The sequence below is a fragment of the Enterococcus xiangfangensis genome (assembly GCF_005405365.1).
GTDB classification, from domain to species: domain Bacteria; phylum Bacillota; class Bacilli; order Lactobacillales; family Enterococcaceae; genus Enterococcus_A; species Enterococcus_A xiangfangensis.
In genome coordinates this window covers 184,686-203,644 of record NZ_BJDX01000006.1, presented here as the reverse complement: position 1 = coordinate 203,644, position 18,959 = coordinate 184,686, and the positions used below count along the sequence as shown (strand labels likewise).

Sequence of the window (18,959 nt, the reverse complement as noted above, 5' to 3'; positions counted from 1 at the left end):
TACATTGTTTGTCGCTTTGTTTCAGCAACTTTTATATCTTAACAGCTTGCTGAGTGAATGTCAATAACTTTTTTGAATTTTTTTCAAACAAATCATTGTCACTGCTTGATGCGACTTTGTTAGAATAACTGATAACCAGTCACCTGTCAATAACAAATTCAAAGTTTTTCTGAGCGAGACACGCTCGCTTTGGAACATTAAATAATATACCAACATAATCTTATTCGGTCAATCAAAAATATCATTTTTTTTGAAGTTTTTTTCATTACTGACCAATGTTCTTTAGTGTTTGCATAATCGTTCGCAAATAACATGAAAGATAATTGAAAATCCCCCTTTCACAAAACCTTCAATCGGATTTTTATTTTAGTAAAGGTCATCATTTTCTAATAATCTTTTCAACCAAATTAAAAAAAGACGCTCAGCACAGCTGAACGTCTGTAAAAATTTTATTTTTTAACGTAGAGTTGGGAACAATAGTACATCACGAATAGATTGAACATCTGTCAACAACATAACTAGACGATCGATTCCGATTCCTAATCCACCAGTTGGCGGCATCCCGTATTCTAACGCTTCTAAGAAATCTTCGTCCACGCCGTGAGCTTCGTCATTTCCTTGCTCACGTTCTTTTTCTTGCGCTTCAAAACGTTCTCGTTGATCAATTGGATCATTCAATTCAGTAAATGCGTTAGCAAATTCACGGCCTACGATAAATAGTTCAAATCGATCCGTAAAACGTCCGTCTTCGGCATTTTTCTTCGCTAATGGAGAAACTTCTACTGGATGACCATAAACGAATGTAGGTTGTTGCAGCGTCTCTTCAACAAACGTTTCAAAGAATTCATTGATGATATGACCGATTTCCATATTATCGTTGATTTCAACATGATGCTCTTTTGCTAAAGCACGAGCGTCTTCGAGCGTCATTTCTGTCCAAAAATCAACGCCAGTTTGTTCTTTAATCGCGTCTACCATGTGCACACGTTTGAATTTAGAGCCTAGATCAATGGATTGACCATCGTAAGACAGTGTAGTTTCTCCTAATACGTTTTGTGCGGCATCGCGGATGATTCCTTCTGTTAAGTCCATCACATCTAGAAAATCTTGATATGCTGTATAAACTTCCATCATAGTGAATTCAGGGTTGTGGGTGGTATCGATTCCTTCATTACGGAAAACGCGTCCAATCTCATACACTTTTTCCATCCCGCCGACAATCAGGCGTTTTAAATGTAATTCCAAAGCGATTCGCAAATATAAATCTGTATCCAACGCATTGTGATGCGTGATAAATGGGCGTGCTGTCGCACCGCCAGCTTCATTGTGCAAGACAGGGGTTTCTACTTCGATATAGCCCAACCCATCTAAGTAACGGCGCATTTGGCTGATGATTTGACTGCGTTTTGTGAAACGTTCGAAGCTTTCGCGGTTACTGATCAAATCTAAATAGCGTTGACGGTAACGTTGTTCGACGTTTGTTAAGCCGTGATATTTTTCTGGCAGAGGTCGCAATGCTTTTGATAACAGTGTAATCTCTTTGGCTTTGATAGATACTTCACCGGTATCTGTCTTCATGATTTCTCCAGTTACGCCAAAGAAATCGCCTAAATCACTTTTTTTGAAGATCGCGTATGGTTCTTCACCAACTTCATCTTTCCGAACATAGATTTGGATCTGGCCTTCACGGTCTTGTAAGTGGGCAAAGCCGACTTTTCCTTTTCCGCGTTTTGTCATCATTCGACCAGCTACGCTTGCGGTCAATTGTTTTTCATGAAGATCTTCTTTAGTATCTGCGTCATATGTTTCATGTAGTTCTTTTGAATTGGCCGTGCGTTCAAAGCGTGCGCCAAATGGATCGATTCCTTCTTCACGAAGGTTTTCCATTTTTTCGCGTCGAACACGCATTTGGTCATTCATTTCTATCAAATTCGTTTGTTCCTCAGTCACGAATGTTCCTCCTCAGTATGTAATTACTCTTACTTATAATGCCAATGTATAAGCAAAAAATCAAGCCGAATTCCTCATTCGGCTTGAAGATCAGCTAATTTTTTCTCTTGCTTCCGTCTTTTCGACTAGTTGATCTAGCAAATCTAAGATAACTTGCTTTTCTTCTGTTTGATTGATGGCAACTTTGACTTTCGCTGAACGCGGGATCCCTTTTAAATAGTAACTAGCATGCTGCCGGAATTCGCGACAAGCAACTTTTTCGCCTTTTAATTGAATCAACCGTTCTAAATGCAGTTTAGCCGTCTCGATTTTTTCTCGAGCACTAGGCTCAGGAATCAACTCACCAGTTGCTAAATAATGTTGGGTTTGATGAATCATCCAAGGATTCCCTAAAGCAGCCCGCCCGATCATCACCGCGTCAGCACCTACTTCTTCAATCATTCGTTTCGCATCTTCAGGGGTTCGAACATCGCCATTGCCCATAAATGGAATCGTCAAGTGATCAGCTACTTGTTTTAAGATCGACCAATCTGCTTTTCCTTCATACATCTGTACTCGTGTTCGACCGTGCATCGCAATTGCTGAAGCACCGGCACTTTGAGCGGCTAATGCATTTTCCACCGCAAAAACATGTTCTGCATCCCAACCAACCCGCATTTTAACTGTTACAGGAATGTCAACTGCAGAAGAAACCGCTTCGACCATTTCATAAACTTTATCCGGATCCAGCAGCCACTTGGCACCGGCTTCTGCCTTGATAACTTTATTTACAGGACAGCCCATATTGATATCGATGATGTCTGCCTCTGTATTTTCTTGGACAAAGCGTGCAGCTTCTACTAATGAATCTTTATTGCCCCCAAAAATTTGGACGCTCAAAGGATGTTCACGTTCATCGATGTACAGCATATCCAACGTTTTTTTATTTCTGAAATGGATACCTTGGTCGCTGATCATTTCACAGACCACCAGTCCGGCACCGAATTCTTTCACTGTTACACGAAAAGCAGCATTTGTGATCCCAGCCATCGGGGCTACCACGACCCGGTTCGGTACTTCTACATTGCCGATTTTCCATGCACCATTTAATGGTTTCACTGTTATTCCCCCAAAATCTCTTGCTTCAATTCATAAAGATCATCTTCACTATACTTATATTTGTTGTTGCAAAAAGCACAGACTGCCTCTGCTCCGTGATCTTGATCGATCAACTCTTGGATCTGGTCTGCCCCTAAAGTAATGATTGCTGAAGCAAATTTTTCCTTAGAACAGTCACACTTGAATTGAACCGGTAACGTTTCTAAAAACTCTACATCCGTTGTCGCTAAAAGTGATTGTAAGATCTCTTCTGGCGTTTGACCATCATCTAACAGTGTCGAGATCCGAGTCGTCTCCTTCAAGCGTTCTTCGATCTGATCGATGATTTCTTCACTTGCACCAGGCATGATTTGGATCATGAAACCACCAGCTGTTTTGATCGAATCATCTGTATCAACTAAAACAGATACGCCGACAGCAGACGGAATTTGTTCTGAAACAGCCAAATAATAAGTAAAGTCTTCGCCAATTTCTCCAGAGACGATTGGTGTTTGCCCTGAAAAGGGCTCTTTTAATCCCAGATCTTTGATGACTGTGAACATGCCGGCGGTTCCGACTGCCCCTCTTACGTCAATCTTGCCGCTTTGATTCAACGGCAAACTGATATGAGGATTTTTGATGTAGCCTTTTACTTCACCTTTCCCGTTGCTGTCGACAATGATCGCGTCAGCCGGTCCATCTCCTTCAATTTTTACGGTCATTTTATCTTCACCTTTTAACGTTGCGCCTAACATCAAGGCACCAATCATCGTCCGTCCTAATGCCGCTGAAGCAGTATTCCACGTATCGTGGCGGCATTGGGCTTCACTGATTGTTTCGGTCGCATTCACCGCATAGGCACGAACAAAGCCGCCGTAAGCCAATGCTTTTACTAAATAATCACTCATCTATCTTGCTCCTCTTGTTTCTGTCGTTAGTTTGTTAAAACAACTCTGATGCTTACGCTGGATACCGCTAGCCTAACAATTGCCGCCAACCGTTACTATTTTAAAAAGATCTTAGCAAGCCGGCTATTTTTGTTGATCATTTGCTGGCTAACAGCAAAGCCGGATCGGTTGTTTGTTTCTAATGGAACGAAGCATTTTTATTCGTGATTGCATCATACTAGGTGTTTCAACTTTTTTCAACTTCTCTGTATAAGCATAATAGAAAAGTTTAATAAAATTTTCTCGGTTTATTTCTGCAGCGAATCAAAAAAGTTTCTTTCTCATGATCAGATCGGTTTGTTTGTCTGTACCTACATAGAAAGCATGGGCACCGACTTGTTCAAACCCAAAAGCTTGATAAAAACGACGAGCATTCTGGTTTTCTTCCCAAACACCTAACCAGATCTGTTCACGTTTTTCTTTTACCGCAAGCTCGAATGCAAAATCCAATAATTGTCGGCCGAGCCCTTGTCGTTTAAAAGCCTTGCGGATATAGATCCGTTCGATCTCCAATCCATCTTTGTCTGCCAGCTCGGTCTGCGCCTTGCCGACATTCAATTTCAAATAACCGGCAAGCTGATCATTCAAATAGAGAAAGAAAAAGCGGGAATCAGGATTACGCAACTCCCGTTCTAATTTTTCTAACGCATAAGCGTCGACTAAGTAGTCATTCAAATCGGCTGGATCATTTTCAGCCGCAAAAGTGTCACGAAAAGTCTCGATGCTGATTTTTTGTAATTGGGTTAAATCCTCGAGGCCGCATGGATAAATCTGCCCTTTCATAGTTATTCCTCCTTAATTTTAATGAAAAGAAACGACATGCCCGAAGACATGCCGCTTTTTTATTCTTGGTTGTCGCTTGTATTATCTGGTTCGATCGAATCTTTGTCTTCTTTATCCTCTGCTTGTTTCTCAGCATCTTTTTCTTCCAAAGCGCGTTTTGCTTCTTCAAAAGTTTGTGCTTGAGCTTTTTCACTTGGATAAAGGCTGTCTTTGCCTCCAGGCATTTGACCTGTTTCAAACAATGATTTGATTGCTTTGGCATCCAATGTTTCGAATTCCAACAATTTTTCAGCGATCAATTTATGCTGCTCACGATGTGTCTCGATGATTTCACGAGCTTTTTCATGTGCTTGCATCAAGATATTGCGCACTTCTTGGTCGATTTCAAAAGCCACTTGTTCAGAGTAAGCTTTGGTTTGACCGTAGTCGCGGCCGACAAAGACTTGATGGTTTCCTTCGTATTGAACGGGACCAAGCTTGTCGCTCATTCCGTATTCAGTCACCATGCTACGAGCCAAGCCAGTTGCTTGTTCGAAGTCATTTGAAGCGCCAGTTGTTTGTGCATTAAAGACGATTTCTTCAGCAGTACGTCCGCCTAACAAACCAACGATTTGTTCAAACATATCATCTTTTGACATCAACATTTGATCTTCTTTTGGTAATGCGATCATGTATCCGCCAGCACGTCCCCGCGGAATGATCGTTACTTTGTGTACTACCCGTGCACGGTTCAAGACCATACCAATGATCGTATGACCTGCTTCGTGGTAAGCAACCATTTCACGTTCGTGTTTGCTGATGACACGGTCTTTTTTCGCAGGTCCCGCAATCACACGGTCTTCTGCTTCATCCACGTCAGAAGCATCGATTTTTTTCTTGTTACGACGAGCAGCAACTAATGCCGCTTCATTCAAGACATTTTCTAAATCCGCACCGGCAAAACCTGGTGTTTGTTGCGCAACGACTTTCAAATCAACATCGTCTGCCAACGGTTTGTTCCGAGCGTGGACTCTCAGGATTGCTTCACGACCTTTGACGTCTGGACGACCAACTAAAATTTGACGGTCAAAACGACCTGGACGTAATAAAGCTGGGTCTAATACATCTGAACGGTTCGTTGCAGCAACAACAATCACGCCTTCATTCCCATCAAAACCATCCATCTCAACAAGCAATTGGTTCAACGTTTGTTCACGTTCATCATGACCGCCGCCCATACCGGCGCCACGTTGACGACCGACTGCATCGATTTCATCAATGAAGATGATCGCTGGTGCATTTTTCTTGGCTGTTTCGAATAAGTCACGGACACGAGAAGCTCCGACCCCAACAAACATTTCCACGAAATCTGAACCTGAGATTGAATAAAACGGTACGCCGGCTTCACCAGCTACAGCTTTTGCAAGCAATGTTTTACCAGTTCCGGGAGGTCCCTCTAGTAAAACGCCAGCTGGGATACGAGCACCTAATTCAACGAAACGACGTGGATCTTTTAAAAATTCCACGACTTCAACTAATTCTTGTTTTTCTTCTTCCGCACCGGCTACATCAGAAAAGCGCACGCGGTTGGCTTTTTTATCGGCTTCTTTAGCCTTTGATTTCCCAAAGTTCATGACACGGCCGTTTCCACCGCCACCGCCGCCTTGTTGGCCGATCATCATATAGAAGAAGAAAACCATGATCAAGATCGGTAGGAAGCTGATCAATAATGTGACCCACATACCGCTGCTTGATTCTTCTTGGATCTCTGTTTTGACATTATTATCTTTGGCTAGATCAGTAACTTGGCTCAGTGTTGAATCATTAGGCAAAATGATCGTTGTAAAATGAGTCGTTTTTGAATCCGTTGATCCAATAATGCTCAATCCGCCAGAATTCGCAACTTCTTGCTTTTCTTTATACTCACCAGTGATTTTGTAAATACCGCTGGAAGGCTGGATCTTCACATTTTTGATCTTGCCGTCTTGCATTTGTTCAGTAAAGGTTGAATACTCGACATCTGGCGAAGCTGATTTGTTATCCCCAAAAAGGAAATAAACAACCATAACCATCGCTAAAATGACGAGGATATAATAGAGAGCATTTTTTGCTCCCTTGTTGTTCTTATTCATCTAGGTCCTCCTCGTGCTTGTTAGCTTATTAGCTTGTTAAAAAAGTTTTATCAATTTTGACCTTTTAAGTATATCACACTGTGATTTTTTCGGTCACTAATTTGATTGATAAATTTCAGGCTTTAATACGCCCACGTATGGCAGGTTGCGGTAGGCTTCAGCGTAATCTAATCCGTAGCCGACAACGAATTCATTCGGCACATCAAAACCAACATAATCAGCATGGATATCTACCACACGACCTTCTGGTTTATCTAACAATGTGACTATTTTCACTGATCGTGCTTTACGATATTTGAACAAATCAACTAAGTAACCTAATGTACGTCCACTATCGATGATATCTTCCACGATCAATAAGTCGCGGCCCTCAACATTTGTATCTAAGTCTTTAATGATTTTTACTTCACCAGAAGAGACCATTTGGTTGCCGTAACTTGAAACATCCATGAAGTCCAATTCTAAATGGGCATCGATTTCACGAACGATGTCTGCCATAAAAGGAACGGCTCCTTTTAAAATACCAACCACTAATGGATTTTTATCAGTATAATCGGCAGTTAATTGTAGGCCTAATTCGACACAGCGTTTTTGAATATCTTCTCTAGTGATCAAGATTTTTTCAATATCTTTTGCTAGCATATAGAAACTCCTTTCATTTCGCTACTTGAAGCGCGTAGTCAAGTATGTAGTGTATTCTATCAGTTTCAGTTGCAATACTCAAATAGGAATTGACAAAAGGTAACAGCGCGACGACCTCACCTGTAGCATCTGTAACCACCCAAGCGTCCTCTCGTGCATCGGTCGGGATTTTACGATCAATAAAATAACGACCGATTCGTTTCGTCAGTGTTTTACTCAAGGCAATTCGATCGCCGGCTGCTCGTTTTCGAACAGTCAACGGTAATTTAATCGTTAACGGCAACGGAACTTGATACCCATTTTTTTTTGCAGGTACATCACTTTTCCGCAAGCTGATTGAGGCAGCATTAGGCAATAAAATCTGCTCATTTTCTGTTAAATGAAAGACTCCTTTATCCGCTGAAGCCTTTAATTCCAAATAAAAACGCTGATAGCGACGGATAAATTGCCAATCCTCGCCAAGGTCTACCGCCCACTGGCTGCTTGTTCGCTGAAGTTGCTCCAGCAATGAAAATAACTGCTTTTGAGAGACTGCGAATTTCGTTTGCGGAGCTGCTTGTTGAAAAAAGGCTGCAAGAAAATAATAACGAGCCCCTGGATTTTCCGGCAATGTTTCTTCGGTGAAGAACCAGCGGCGTCCATCAAATACAACTTTTCTTAAATTTTCTTTTAGCGACTGCGCAATCAACTGATCCGCCCAAGTCAATTGTTGATGAAACTGCTGAGCATGCAATAAAATTTGCGGATTTTCTTTTTTGAGCCCGGGAACGACATTTTGGCGGATTCGATTGCGAAAATAGGCAGCTGAAGCATTCGTCGCATCTTCAAAATAAGTCAGCTGTTCTTTTTTTGCATACGCATAAATCTCTTCCTTTGAAAATGACAATAGCGGCCGCAGTAAGCTCCCGGCGCCAAATGATTGTTGCCGAGCGATTCCGCTATGACCAATCAGCGAACCCCCCCGCACTAAGCGCATCAAAAGTGTCTCCAACTGGTCATCGCCGTGATGAGCTGTTAAAAGCAGCTCATAGTTTTCCTGTACCATGATTTTTTCAAAAAAAGCATAGCGCAACTTTCGGGCTTCCGCTTCAATATTTTCTTTGGCTGGCTGTTCCCAGACCTTTAAATAAAATGGCAGCTGATGGTTGCGGCAATAGTTTTGTAAAAAAGCCGCTTCTTTTTTTGATTCTGGACGCAATTGATGGTCTACGTGGACTACACCGATTTGGATATTTTGCTGTTCTAATAAGTGCAGCAAAACCATCGAATCGACCCCGGTAGAGACTGCCAACAAAAGTTTCTTTTTCGTCAGTAATTCAGGGTTATCTTGGAAAAATACTTGTTCCATGGGAAACTCCTTATTCTTGTATTTAAAAAAGCTGAAATCCTATAAGAATTTCAGCTTTGCTGTATTAACTACGGCGACCGCCCCGGCCTCCACGTTTTCCTTCAGTATTGCGTTTGATCGATGACAAACGATCATCGCTATCCTTTAAAAAGGAACTCATCAATGAATCGAAGTCTTGTTTGCCGCTATTATTTTGGGGTTTGCCCTTAGCAGTTGGTTTCGGACGATTGTTATCACGAAACTCACGTTTGAAAGGTTTCTTTTCTGGTTGTGGTTGATCTTGTGCCTTGCGGATCGAAAGACCTACTTTGCCGTCATCTCCGACTGTAGTCACTTTTACCGTTACTTCATCCCCGACAGTTAGCACATCGTGAATGTCTTTGACGAAACCATTAGATATTTCACTGATATGGACTAAGCCCGTTTTACCTTCTCCCAAGTCAATAAAGGCACCGAAATTGGTGATCCCTGATACTTTTCCTTGCAGCTTAGCTCCTACTTCGATTGACATAAAAAAAACGTTCCTCCTAATTTTTTTCCAATTTATTTTAAAACTGTGATTACTCAGCAGTTTCGGACTTTACAACTTCATCAGCTTGTTTGTCTTTATTCGACGCAGTTGCTGAATCGGGTAAAACAAAAATCAATTCATTATCCTTTGAATAATAGAAACGACTGCGGGCCAGCTTTGTCACATAATCATCATCTTTCAACAATTTCACGTCTTGTTTCAAGCCGACCACGCGATCATCTACTTCAGCAGATTCTGCGATCGTTTTGGTCTTGATCTCGTTCAATTCGCTTAAATGACGCTGTTCGTTAAAGATTTGAACACCCATGACAATAGCAACGAAAGCGGCAACAGCAAATAAAGCAGCTAAACGTCGACGCTTAAAAATCAATTGACGGTGCTGTTTTTGAAATTTACGATATTGCTCTTTTGCATATGGTGTATCTAATGAAGCAATTTTTTGCGTCTCGTGTTCATTCATTATCGCTCGCTCCTTACCCTGAAATTCTTTACTATTATATCAATTCAGGATATAATTGTCTATTTGAATTGTCCTTAATTCCCGTTATTTTCCACTCGCGTCTCTTCTATGATTCGATACATTTTAGCCGCGTCCTCTTTTTTAGTTGATTCATGCAGTTCTTCTACTGCAATCGTCAAAACCTTATTTCCAAATTGAATCCGCAGCTCATCGCCGATTTTTATATCGGTCGAAGATTTAGCTAGTTTTCCATTCACTTGGATCCGACCTTTGTCGGCCACTTCTTTTGCCACCGTCCGGCGTTTGATGATCCGTGAAATTTTTAAAAATTTATCTAATCGCATGAATTATCTCCTTTTTCCAATTCTCAATAATTTACTGCCAAATGGCAACATCAGCCATTCGCGAATCGTCAATAAGCGTACTCGAATCGCTAAGCTTAAAAAAACGCTTCCTCCAAGTAATACACCCAAGACAGCCGCCGCTAATGCCCCACTTCTTTTTTGTACCATCCCAAACAGAATACTGATACTGCCATAATAACATAAGAGTACGAAGATCATACCCATTAAACAGATAAAAAGTTTGCCTGTAAAATGACGCTGTTTATAGTAAGCACGCGTTTTGTGATCGCCAGCATAATGTAAAACGACCAACGCTGCAACAAGCCCCAGCAATGTAGACAAACTAGCACCAATCGTACCCAGTTGCTTAGTCAATGGGAACGTCGTCACTATTTTTAACAATAAACCGATTCCTGCTGCCTGCAGTGAAGGACGGTATTTATTTTGACTTTGGGCGATACTTTGATACGCCTGAATCAGTGCCATCAGAAAAATCGCAAAGACGAACAAAACCAGTGTTTCATTGCCTTTATAATCTTTGAACAAGGCGTAATTTACATAAGGCAGTAACAAGGCCAAACCGACAGAAGCCGCCGCGCCGATCGTACAAGTCAGCCGTAAAAAAATCTGACTCGTCTTGATAAACTTGTCGCGATCCCGTGTCACCAAATAACGAGTCAACAGCGGCAAGAAACTTGAACTCAGCGCCAAAGCTACGACCAATCCCAGTTGAACTAGCGGCTGTCCACGATCATAGACCCCTTTCGCTAGTTTTGCACCGTGTTCGTTTAAGCCAAAATCGACCAGCGCTTTTTTGACAGTGAAAGAATCGATTAATTGAAACAAGATTAGCAAACCGCTGTAAACCGTCATCAAGCCGCCTTCAAGGACCAACCGTTTTCCTAACGTGCGTGTATCAGCCCCTAGTTTAGGCGGCTGATAAGCAAGCTTTGTCCCCAAAATTTTTTGCCGATAATATCGTAGAACAAAAACTGCCGCTATCCCGCCGATCAAAGCACCGGACATCGCAACAGTCCCAGTATGATAAACGTCCCAACCGAACTGTTTGAACGACCAAGCCGCGCTTATAATCACTCCAACACGAAGCAATTGCTCCACTACTTGTGAGACCGCAGTAGGAACCATCAGTAATTTCCCTTGAAATTCTCCGCGCGTAATCGCTAGAAACGGCATGAGCAAAAAAGTAAACGACACGATGCGGATCAACGGTCGTAACTGCTCATCTCCCATCCAGACTGCCAAAGGTTGTGCCGAAAAGAAGCACAGCGCCCACAAAATTAAACCAAACCCGCCGATCAGTGGAAACAGTTCTTGCAATGCCTGCCGTTGCTCTCTTGGTTCTTTCTGTTCTGCCGTATATTTTGAAATAAACTGCGGCAGCCCCGACAACGCCAAGGTCATGGCAATTCCATAAATTGGATAGACTTGCTGGTAGACGTAAAAACCTTCATCGCCGGCAAAGTTTTGATAAGGGACTCGATAGACCGCACTTAGTAGTTTCGCTGCAAAAGATGCTGCAGTTAAAACGAAGGCACCCTGCATCATGACCCGCATTTCTTTATTCGCCAGTGCCTCCACCACCTATTCTTTGTATTTTTGTTTCCGCAACGCCCGAACGAACAAACTGATTTCTCGCAGCCAAACAGCTTCGTCCATCGTTTTTGCGATCATTAATTTAATGACCATCTTTTCTTTTTCAACGCCTAACGTCGCTTTCATTTTCGTTGCGCCCAGCGCTTCAAACAATTGTTCCACTTTATAAGCTTTAGTTCCCACCTTACTCAAGGTAAAAATCACTTGCTGTTGACGTTTTTGGATACTTTCAACTAGCGCACGATCGCCATCCATCTTGATCTGACCAACATTCAGCAAGTTGGCAACTTCATCGGGATAATCGCCAAAGCGGTCAACCAAATCTGCCTCAACTTCATCCAGCATCTCCGTGCTTTCCAACTCGCGGATCCGTTTATAGATTTCAATTTTTTGACGTTCGTCTTCGATGTATTCCCCAGGGATATACGCGTCGATTCCTAAATTGATTTCTACTGAAGTACGTTCAATCTGAGTATTCTTCCCTTGCTTGCGATCGACTGCTTCAGACAACATTTGAGAATACATATCAAACCCGACGGCATCGATAAAGCCATGTTGCTGCGCGCCTAAAAGATTTCCCGCACCACGAATAGACAAATCGCGCATCGCAATTTTAAAACCAGATCCAAGTTCAGTAAAGTCTTTAATTGCCTGCAGCCGTTTTTCGCTGACTTCATTCAAAATCTTTTGCGGTTCATACATGAAATAAGCATAAGCAATTCGATTGCTTCGACCCACTCGACCACGTAATTGATACAATGTCGACAGTCCCATATAATCAGCATTTTCAACAAACAACGTATTTACATTTGGAATGTCTACACCAGTTTCAATGATCGTTGTTGTAACTAAAATGTCATACTGACCATCGATAAAATCCATCAGCGTGTTTTCCAATTGAACTTCCGTCATTTGACCATGAGCAAAACCGATCTTGGCATCTGGCACCAGCATTTGTAGCTCTTCAACTTTTCGCTCAATCGTCTCTACTCGATTATAAAGATAAAAAGCTTGGCCTCCCCGCGCCATTTCACGTTCGATTGCTTCACGAATCGCACCGGGATTTGTTTCCATGACATACGTTTGGATTGGATAACGGTTTTCCGGTGGTGTTTCGATCACCGAAAGATCGCGGACGCCTAGCATCGACATGTGCAACGTCCGCGGAATCGGAGTCGCCGTCAACGTCAGCACGTCTACTTGTGAACGTAATTGTTTCAACCGTTCCTTGTGTTTTACACCAAAACGTTGCTCTTCGTCAATCACTAATAAGCCTAAGTCGGCAAACTGCAGATCTTTTGATAACAACCGATGTGTTCCGACTACGATATCGACTTGCCCTGTACGGATTTGTTCGATTGTTTCATTTTGCTGCTTCTTCGTACGAAAACGGCTCAGCATCGCGATGTTTACTGGGAAATTCTCGAAACGTTCGGTCATTGTCTCCAAATGCTGCTGCGCTAAGATCGTCGTTGGAACTAAAAAGGCGACTTGTTTATTTTCTTTGATTGCTTTAAAAGCTGCGCGCAACGCAACTTCTGTCTTACCAAAACCAACATCGCCGACTAATAAGCGATCCATCGGACGAGCCTTTTCCATATCATGTTTGATTTCAGCCGTACTGCGCAGCTGGTCATCGGTCTCACTGTAAGGAAAGGCATCTTCAAATTCTTTTTGGTATTCATCATCCGGACCAAATGCATACCCACGTTCTGCCTCGCGCTTGGCGTAGAGCTCGATCAAGTCATCAGCGATGTCTTCAATTTTTTTCGAGACTTTACTTTTCGTCTTAGACCATTCACTGCCGCCTAATTTATTAACTTTTGGTGGTTTCGCTTCAGATGAAACATATTTTTGAATAAGATTTAGCTGAGTCACTGGGATAAATAGTTTATCGTCTTTTTGATATAAAATCGACATATAGTCTTGATGAACACCATCAATCTCGATCGTCTCCATCCCGATATACTTCCCAATCCCATGGTTGGCATGGACGACATAATCTCCAGGCTTTAATTCATTGTAACTCTTCAGACGTTCAGCATTAGAGATTGTTTGACGCCGCGCCCGTTTTTTTGTAACTTTTTGGAAAATCTCCCGCTCAGTTACTACGACTAATTTATCTTGCGGCAACTCAAATCCGTTTGTCAAACTTCCTGTAACAATCTGAGTCTGTCCTGCTAACAATTGATCAGGCGTTGTTTGAACGGCTTTGATCCCAACATCTTGAAATTCCTGCGTCAGTTTCTCTTGTCGTTCTTGATCAGATACCAAAAACAAAACCGTTTGAGCTTGTTTTTGCCAACGATCTACTTCGGTTTTCAGCAACGGAATCTGCCCGAAAAACTGCTGCATCGAACGATATTGAAAATTATGGATTGCTTCAAACCGTAGATTTCCCATGCCTTTTTGGAACAATGAGAAGAAACTTGCGACAAGTTTTGTTTTTTTGATCAAATCATGACCATTCATCCCGAAAGTCTGTTCAGAAAAAACGCGCAGCTCTTCAATTTTTTGCGTGTGCCACTCGGCTTCTTCACGTTCCATTTCGCGATGGGTCTCCATCATACGAGGGTAATCATCGACAAACAGCAACGCATCTTTCGCAAAATGATCCAATAACGAAACTTTTTTCCCATACAACAGATCCGTATAATATTTAGCCTGCTCGGTAGGGATTCCATCTTCCCAAGAAGCGATCAATTGACCAAAATAATCATTTAAAAAATTATAATCGGCTTTTTCTTTTGTGACTGCCAGCCGGTTTTGCAACAGCTGATTTACTTTCTGCGCGCCTTGTGTCAAATCTTCCGCCGAAAAAACTAAATCGGTCGTTGGTGTGATCCAAACTTCTGTTAAATTTTTCACCGATCGTTGGGTCTCTGGTTCAAAATAGCGCAGCGAATCGATCTCCACGTCAAATAACTCTATCCGAACGGGATACTCCGTCGTTAGCGGATAGATATCGACAATACTGCCGCGCATACTGAATTCACCAGGTTTTCCCACCATCGTCTGCCGTTCGTATCCCATCAGAACTAAACGCTGAGCTAAATGTTCTAAATCGACTTCACTGCCGATCTGCCAATGCAATTGATTGGCTTGCCACGTCTCCGGCGTCGGCAAATACTTACGCAACGCAGCGATGGGGACAACGTACAGCCCTTTTTCGCCTTGAGATAAGGCTTGCAGTGTCGACACGCGTTCCGCCCGGGCTTCCGGTGACGCAAAAGCCATTTCAGCTGAAAGGACTTCATCTACTGGAAATAGATGTACATCATCAACGATCTGTCTTAATTCCTCTGCTAGTTGATTACTATAGTAGAGATTCGGCACGACTACTACTGTTTGTTTTTGACTCGCTTGATGCGTTGCCGCCATCACTAATGCTTTTGCCGAACCAGAAAGTCCGAGCAGCAGTTGGCGTTTTGCTTTTTGCTCTAAATCCGCTTGCCAAGCTTTCACTAACGGCAACTGATTCATAAATTCAATCAAATTCATTTTTTACTCCTTAATCGATTCCTTTACTGTACACATCCTATAATATACTACTGTCTGTCTATCTTATTCCTGTTTAGTCCTTTGTCGTTTTAATTAAACCGATTCATCGTTTTGCTGAACTCATTTTCTGCCACAAAATCATCGACTGCATCAGCAGCGCGAGCAACACTTACTCCAATCGTAGTCGCTTCTTCTTTGCTGAATGGACTCAGCACATGATTAACGACCGTCTTTCCATTGGAACGGCCGATACCGATCTTGATTCGATTGAACTCTTGGGTACCGATATGCGCGATAATACTTTTCAATCCATTGTGTCCGCCGGCACTGCCTTTTTGTCTTAATCGCAGTTTACCAAGTTCCATATCTAGATCGTCCGCGATCACTACTAATTCTTCTAGTTCGACACCAAAATAAGTCATTAAAGGTCCGACTGCCCGACCAGATTCGTTCATAAATGTCATTGGTTTTACCAATAATATTTTCTCACCGTTCTCAAAATAATCTGCTACTTCCGCTTCGAAAGTATTTTTTTTGAATACTGCTCCGTGCTCAGTTGCTAATCGGTCAACGACCATAAAGCCGACATTGTGCTTTGTATTTTCATATTTTTTTCCTGGATTGCCCAGTCCTACGATCATTTTCATTTTACTTTCGCCTCGTTCTTTTAAATAGATACTGTCTAATAAGAATGACGACATCCTCATCGCTCAGTTGCATGACAAAATGCTGGATAGTCAAATGACTACCCAGTCCAAAATTTTCTTTACACAGTATAACACAAACTTATCTGTAGTGACCGTTTTCAACACTTTAAGTCATCTTTAAAATTCTGTTATTTTTGAAAAAAGTTTATGACAGCAGTCTCTTGAGCTATTAACACATGAAGCGTTTTCTTTTGAAACAGCAAAAATAACTGTATTATTAATGAGTAAAATACGTGACAAGTTTCATTAATTAATGGTATCATTCCTCTGGAAAACAAATAAAAGAAGGGATTGGTACACATGACTGCAACAGCAGCGAGTAAAACCCATCAAAAAGTAATGTTAATCGGAGACGGCGCAGTAGGTTCAAGTTATGCCTTCGCTCTTGTCAATCAAAATATCGCTCAAGAAATCGGAATTATCGATATCGATTCCAACCGTACACAAGGAGATGCAATTGACTTATCACATGCATTAGCCTTTACTTCACCTAAGAAAATTTATTCTGCAACTTACGAAGACTGTCACGATGCTGACCTTGTTGTCATCACAGCTGGCGCTCCACAAAAACCAGGCGAAACTCGTTTGGATCTTGTTGGTAAAAACTTACGCATCAACAAAAGTATCGTAGAACAAGTTGTTGCTTCAGGTTTCGACGGCATCTTCTTAGTAGCTGCCAACCCTGTAGATATCTTGACTTATTCTACTTGGAAATTCTCAGGCTTCCCTAAAGAACGCGTAATCGGTTCAGGTACTTCTTTAGATACTGCTCGTTTCCGCCAAGCAATCGCTGAATTAGTTGACGTTGATGCACGTAACGTCCATGCTTATATCTTAGGCGAACACGGCGACTCAGAATTCCCAGTTTGGTCACATGCAAATGTTGCCGGCTTACAAATTTATGAATGGGTCAAAGATAATCCAGAAGTTGATGAAGAAGCATTAGTAAACTTATTCTTCGGTGTACGTGACGCGGCTTACGAAATCATCGAGAAAAAAGGCGCAACTTTCTATGGTATCGCCGTTGCTTTAGCTCGTATCACTCGTGCTATCTTAAACGATGAAAGTGCCGTATTCCCATTGTCTGTTTATTTAGAAGGTCAATATGGACAAAACGATATCTACATCGGTGCTCCAGCAGTTGTTAATGCCAAAGGGATCCAAAACATCATCGAAATCCCATTAACTGATGCTGAAAAAGACCGTATGGATGCTTCTGCTAAAGAACTTAAAGAAGTAATGGAACAAGCTTTCGCTGATCTTGAAGCTGAAGGAAAATAAATTATTTTAAACGCAAAGAATGTGAAGATTCTTTGCGTTTTTTTTAATATTTATTATAATCTAAAGCAGAATATTCGTAATTTATCTGTTCTGTGGTATATTTGTATTCGGTATATCATTTTATCAGTGGCTATTATTTAAATTGCTTTGACAATTGATAAAGACCAAGAGAAAAACGATGAGGAGTTATTTCGATGACAAGAAACGAAAGAAGAAATTCTCATAACAAAACACATATCGGTGTGATTGTTGTTTTAGTTTTATTGGTAGCTTTAATTGGCGGATACGCCCTCCGCAGTACATATTATGCAAAACGGTTCCTTCCCAATACAGTCGTCAATGGCGTAAAGATCAATAATTTGACGATCAGTGAAGCGAACCGCAAAATCACTCGTGAGCTGAAAGATTCTCCTTTTTTGATCAAAATAGATAATAAAAATTGGAAAGAAATCAATCGTGCAGACTTAGGTTGGCAAAATGATTATCTGCCGGGTCTAAAAGCCGTGCAGAAAAAACAAAATCCATTTAGCTGGGGAATGCAGTTAGTTTCTGCAGCTGACACAAAAGATGTCGACGGCAATACCTTAGATGAAACTAAATTGGATGCTATCGGCGAAGCCGTACGAGCAGAACTAACCCAAGCAAACACCAATCGAACGGCTACAGAAAATGCCAAAGTCACTCGGACCGATAACGGGTTTGAGATTACTCCTGAAAAACAAGGAACAACGATCGATGTCGACGCTGCTGTAACTGCGTTCAAAGAAGCTGCTAAAACCGGCAAGCAAAACATTGATTTTGATAATTATCTTGCGAAACCAACCATCACTAAAGATGATGCAACGTTGAAAAAAACTATGGATAAAATGAATGCTGTCGCAAAAATAAAAGCTACTTACAGCATCAATGGCAAAGAATTCCAAATTCCTACTTCATCGATCAACACTTGGTTGATCGATGACAATGGGACGATGTCACTAGACCAAGCAAAAGTAACTGCTTATGTTACTAGTCTAGGTGAAAAATACAACACTAGTTCAAACCCAACTGAATTCAACAGTACCCGTCGCGGCAAAGTTTCTGTTCCATCTGGCACTTACAGCTGGACGATCAACACAGCATCTGAAGTCGCAGCATTAACTGAACAAATTTTAGCTGGTAAAGACTTCACTCGTTCACCAATCGTTACCGGAGCAACAACGGCGGATAAAGCTTTGATCGATAAAACTTACATTGAAGTTGATTTAGAAAATCAACACATGTGGTATTACAAAGATGGCAAAGTAGCTATCGAAACGGATATCGTCAGCGGCAAACCAAGTTCAGCAACTCCAGCTGGGGTTGACTATGTTTGGTCAAAAGAAACAAACAAAACATTAAAAGGCCAAAACGATGACGGTTCTGATTACGCAAGTCCAGTCAAATACTGGATGCCAATCGATTGGACCGGCGTTGGTATTCATGATTCTGATTGGCAACCGGCATACGGCGGTGACCTTTGGAAGACTCGCGGTTCTCACGGCTGTGTAAATACACCACCAGACGTAATGGCGAAACTCTACAATACAGTTGAAGTCGGTACGCCCGTACTAGTCTTTTAAAATTGTTGCAACAGTTAACCAAAAACGTTCCGCAGAAGATGAAATTATCTTCTGCGGAACG

At 41.7% G+C, this 18,959-nt stretch carries 15 protein-coding genes; 2 read left to right on the top strand and 13 right to left on the bottom strand.

The features are described from left to right. Window positions 1-456 precede the first annotated feature (456 nt). From lysS to pth, 13 genes are all read right to left on the bottom strand, one after another. On the bottom strand, window positions 457-1,920 hold the full coding sequence (lysS, locus tag FFM68_RS09150; protein ID WP_137619040.1) for a lysine--tRNA ligase: 1,464 nt from the start codon (window positions 1,918-1,920) through the stop codon (window positions 457-459). 120 nt (window positions 1,921-2,040) lie between these two features. Then, the gene (dusB, locus tag FFM68_RS09145) at window positions 2,041-3,048 is read right to left on the bottom strand and encodes a tRNA dihydrouridine synthase DusB (protein WP_137619031.1); all 1,008 of its coding nucleotides are present in this window, start codon (window positions 3,046-3,048) and stop codon (window positions 2,041-2,043) included. Window positions 3,049-3,050: 2 nt separating this feature from the next. Continuing rightward, window positions 3,051-3,935: an Hsp33 family molecular chaperone HslO gene (gene hslO / locus FFM68_RS09140; RefSeq protein ID WP_137619030.1), complete on the bottom strand. Its 885-nt coding sequence runs from the start codon at window positions 3,933-3,935 to the stop codon at window positions 3,051-3,053. Window positions 3,936-4,238: 303 nt separating this feature from the next. Further along, window positions 4,239-4,757 carry a GNAT family N-acetyltransferase gene (locus FFM68_RS09135; RefSeq protein WP_137619029.1) on the bottom strand — a complete coding sequence of 173 codons (519 nt, stop codon included), beginning with the start codon at window positions 4,755-4,757 and terminating at the stop codon, window positions 4,239-4,241. Between the two features lie 59 nt (window positions 4,758-4,816). Then, window positions 4,817-6,868: an ATP-dependent zinc metalloprotease FtsH gene (gene ftsH, locus FFM68_RS09130; protein WP_137619028.1), complete on the bottom strand. Its 2,052-nt coding sequence runs from the start codon at window positions 6,866-6,868 to the stop codon at window positions 4,817-4,819. Between the two features lie 96 nt (window positions 6,869-6,964). Then, the gene (hpt, locus tag FFM68_RS09125) at window positions 6,965-7,510 is read right to left on the bottom strand and encodes a hypoxanthine phosphoribosyltransferase (protein ID WP_137619027.1); all 546 of its coding nucleotides are present in this window, start codon (window positions 7,508-7,510) and stop codon (window positions 6,965-6,967) included. 13 nt (window positions 7,511-7,523) lie between these two features. Beyond that, complete coding sequence (gene tilS / locus FFM68_RS09120) at window positions 7,524-8,858, bottom strand: tRNA lysidine(34) synthetase TilS (RefSeq protein ID WP_137619026.1); 1,335 nt, start codon at window positions 8,856-8,858, stop codon at window positions 7,524-7,526. A 64-nt stretch (window positions 8,859-8,922) separates the two neighbouring features. Further along, window positions 8,923-9,369 (bottom strand): S1 domain-containing RNA-binding protein, encoded by a 447-nt coding sequence (locus tag FFM68_RS09115; RefSeq protein ID WP_137619025.1) that lies wholly within the window; start codon window positions 9,367-9,369, stop codon window positions 8,923-8,925. A 49-nt stretch (window positions 9,370-9,418) separates the two neighbouring features. Further along, window positions 9,419-9,850 (bottom strand): FtsB family cell division protein, encoded by a 432-nt coding sequence (locus FFM68_RS09110; protein ID WP_137619024.1) that lies wholly within the window; start codon window positions 9,848-9,850, stop codon window positions 9,419-9,421. Between the two features lie 74 nt (window positions 9,851-9,924). Beyond that, entirely contained in the window at window positions 9,925-10,194 is a 270-nt protein-coding gene (locus FFM68_RS09105; protein ID WP_137619023.1) for an RNA-binding S4 domain-containing protein, read from the bottom strand. A 3-nt stretch (window positions 10,195-10,197) separates the two neighbouring features. Beyond that, window positions 10,198-11,757: a putative polysaccharide biosynthesis protein gene (locus FFM68_RS09100; protein ID WP_137619039.1), complete on the bottom strand. Its 1,560-nt coding sequence runs from the start codon at window positions 11,755-11,757 to the stop codon at window positions 10,198-10,200. Window positions 11,758-11,796: 39 nt separating this feature from the next. Further along, window positions 11,797-15,309 (bottom strand): transcription-repair coupling factor, encoded by a 3,513-nt coding sequence (gene mfd, locus FFM68_RS09095; RefSeq protein WP_137619022.1) that lies wholly within the window; start codon window positions 15,307-15,309, stop codon window positions 11,797-11,799. Between the two features lie 89 nt (window positions 15,310-15,398). Next, on the bottom strand, window positions 15,399-15,956 hold the full coding sequence (gene pth, locus FFM68_RS09090) for an aminoacyl-tRNA hydrolase (RefSeq protein WP_137619038.1): 558 nt from the start codon (window positions 15,954-15,956) through the stop codon (window positions 15,399-15,401). Window positions 15,957-16,316: 360 nt separating this feature from the next. Here pth and FFM68_RS09085 point away from each other — a divergent pair, with 360 nt between their 5' ends. Then, a complete protein-coding gene (locus FFM68_RS09085; protein WP_137619021.1) occupies window positions 16,317-17,297 on the top strand; it encodes an L-lactate dehydrogenase in 981 nt (326 codons plus the stop codon). Window positions 17,298-17,491: 194 nt separating this feature from the next. Beyond that, window positions 17,492-18,898, top strand: coding sequence for a L,D-transpeptidase family protein (locus FFM68_RS09080; RefSeq protein ID WP_137619020.1), 1,407 nt, complete (start codon window positions 17,492-17,494; stop codon window positions 18,896-18,898). Window positions 18,899-18,959 lie beyond the last annotated feature (61 nt).

Bases quoted from the DNA above. Each gene is read 5' to 3' on its own strand.
- mfd (WP_137619022.1), bottom strand. From the start codon at position 15,309: ATGAATTTGATTGAATTTATGAATCAGTTGCCGTTAGTGAAAGCTTGG.
- FFM68_RS09135 (WP_137619029.1), bottom strand. From the start codon at position 4,757: ATGAAAGGGCAGATTTATCCATGCGGCCTCGAGGATTTAACCCAATTA.
- hpt (WP_137619027.1), bottom strand. From the start codon at position 7,510: ATGCTAGCAAAAGATATTGAAAAAATCTTGATCACTAGAGAAGATATT.
- ftsH (WP_137619028.1), bottom strand. From the start codon at position 6,868: ATGAATAAGAACAACAAGGGAGCAAAAAATGCTCTCTATTATATCCTC.
- tilS (WP_137619026.1), bottom strand. From the start codon at position 8,858: ATGGAACAAGTATTTTTCCAAGATAACCCTGAATTACTGACGAAAAAG.
- FFM68_RS09100 (WP_137619039.1), bottom strand. From the start codon at position 11,757: ATGCAGGGTGCCTTCGTTTTAACTGCAGCATCTTTTGCAGCGAAACTA.
- pth (WP_137619038.1), bottom strand. From the start codon at position 15,956: ATGAAAATGATCGTAGGACTGGGCAATCCAGGAAAAAAATATGAAAAT.
- FFM68_RS09105 (WP_137619023.1), bottom strand. From the start codon at position 10,194: ATGCGATTAGATAAATTTTTAAAAATTTCACGGATCATCAAACGCCGG.
- lysS (WP_137619040.1), bottom strand. From the start codon at position 1,920: ATGAATGACCAAATGCGTGTTCGACGCGAAAAAATGGAAAACCTTCGT.
- FFM68_RS09080 (WP_137619020.1), top strand. From the start codon at position 17,492: ATGACAAGAAACGAAAGAAGAAATTCTCATAACAAAACACATATCGGT.
- hslO (WP_137619030.1), bottom strand. From the start codon at position 3,935: ATGAGTGATTATTTAGTAAAAGCATTGGCTTACGGCGGCTTTGTTCGT.
- FFM68_RS09110 (WP_137619024.1), bottom strand. From the start codon at position 9,850: ATGAATGAACACGAGACGCAAAAAATTGCTTCATTAGATACACCATAT.
- FFM68_RS09115 (WP_137619025.1), bottom strand. From the start codon at position 9,369: ATGTCAATCGAAGTAGGAGCTAAGCTGCAAGGAAAAGTATCAGGGATC.
- FFM68_RS09085 (WP_137619021.1), top strand. From the start codon at position 16,317: ATGACTGCAACAGCAGCGAGTAAAACCCATCAAAAAGTAATGTTAATC.